This window comes from Anabaena sp. CCY 9402-a (assembly GCF_963920945.1).
GTDB lineage: Bacteria > Cyanobacteriota > Cyanobacteriia > Cyanobacteriales > Nostocaceae > Trichormus > Trichormus minutissimus.
This window is the reverse complement of record NZ_CAWUDL010000180.1, coordinates 1-1,486: the sequence shown is the minus strand read 5'-3', so window position 1 is coordinate 1,486 and position 1,486 is coordinate 1. Positions and strand designations below refer to the sequence as shown.

The 1,486-nt window shown below is 44.5% G+C and carries 1 protein-coding gene; it reads left to right on the top strand.

Annotated elements, in window-relative coordinates; all coding sequences use genetic code 11:
* The first annotated feature begins 157 nt into the window (after positions 1 to 157).
* Complete coding sequence (locus tag ACM0OR_RS28145) at positions 158 to 1,468, top strand: IS4 family transposase (RefSeq protein ID WP_414579697.1); 1,311 nt, start codon at positions 158 to 160, stop codon at positions 1,466 to 1,468.
* Positions 1,469 to 1,486: the final 18 nt, after the last annotated feature.

The following is a 1,486-nucleotide window of genomic DNA, read 5'->3' as shown; positions in this document are numbered from 1 at the left end:
CTACCGTGTATACACAAGTTGGATGTAAAGTAGATGCAGAGGATTTTCAAGAGGCAAAAACAGTGGATAATCCGATCTTAATTCACGCTGCGAAGATACCAGGAAAGGCATTTGGAGACCCTCGGTTGATAAAAAGGGGGCAGCATTATATGAGGCAATGCAAAAGCACCAATCGATAAATATCCGGCAAATAAGTCGAAATTGGGCAGAACAGATGGCTTATTATCGGTTTTTGGAGAATGAAAACGTTACGCTATCAGAACTAGTAAGTAGTATTGCGGATGAGTGCCAGCTTCGTGTAGCGGAAAAGCACGTATTAGCGATAAGTGATAGTAGTGAAATCAACTTGCAGTCTCATGTAGGTAGACTGTCACCATTCGGATTAGGAGTAGTAGGAAACAATACAGATGTAGGGTTTTATATCCATCCAACACTGGTATTGGATGGCGAGAGTAGATTTCCTTTGGGATTAAGCACGTTAAAACTGTGGAGTCGAGAAATCGACCATGCAGATAAACATGAACGAGGCTATAAAAATTTACCAATTGAGGAGAAGGAGTCTTACAAATGGTTAGCCTCGGCATCGGAGAGTCACAAATGCTTGTCCGGGGGTAGAGCGAAGATGGTAACTCATATTGGTGACCGGGAATCTGATCTATTTGAGGCATTTGCCACTGTACCCAACAAAAAGAATCATCTGCTAATCCGAGCTTGCCAAGACCGTCGATTGTTAGGACAATCTCTATCACTCTACGGCTACTTGAGTCAGCAGCCTTGTGAAGGTACTTATATTATCAACGTACCCGCAGATCCACGTCGAAATCGGATGGCAAGTGAAGCAATGCTGATTGTTCGCTGTGGACGAGTGAAAATTCAACGCCCCGATAAATTGAACGTTTTTGGCTATCCTCAGAGCGTTACCCTTTATGCTGTAGAAGCCCAAGAAATTCAACTTCCCGCCGGACAAGAACCGATTCATTGGCGATTGCTGACAACACACGAAGTTGTTTGCTTAGAACAGGCACTACGAGTGATTCAATGGTACGGATGGCGATGGAAGATTGAACAACTCTTTGCCACCCTCAAAACAGCAGGATTAAATTTAGAAGCTACTCAGTTAGAGTCTGTTATCGCTATTCAACGCCTGACAATCCTGGCTTTGTCCGTAGCCGTGCGAACCTTACAAATGGTTGAAGGGCGTGACAATACTCAGCTTTCTGCTGCGCTTACCTTTTGTGAACAGCAGCAGCAATGCTTAGGAGTAATTCAATCTTCTGTTGAAGGCGATACCCAAAAACTGCAAAATCCTTATCCACAAGGTTGTTTGCCTTGGGCTACTTGGATCATCGCTCGCTTAGGTGGATGGTCTGGATATCTCTCTCAACGACCTCCGGGAATGCCTACCCTCGTTCGCGGTTTACGGCAATTTGAGTCTATCTTTTTAGGCTGGAAACTCGCTCAGGGTTGACTTGTGTATACACGGTAG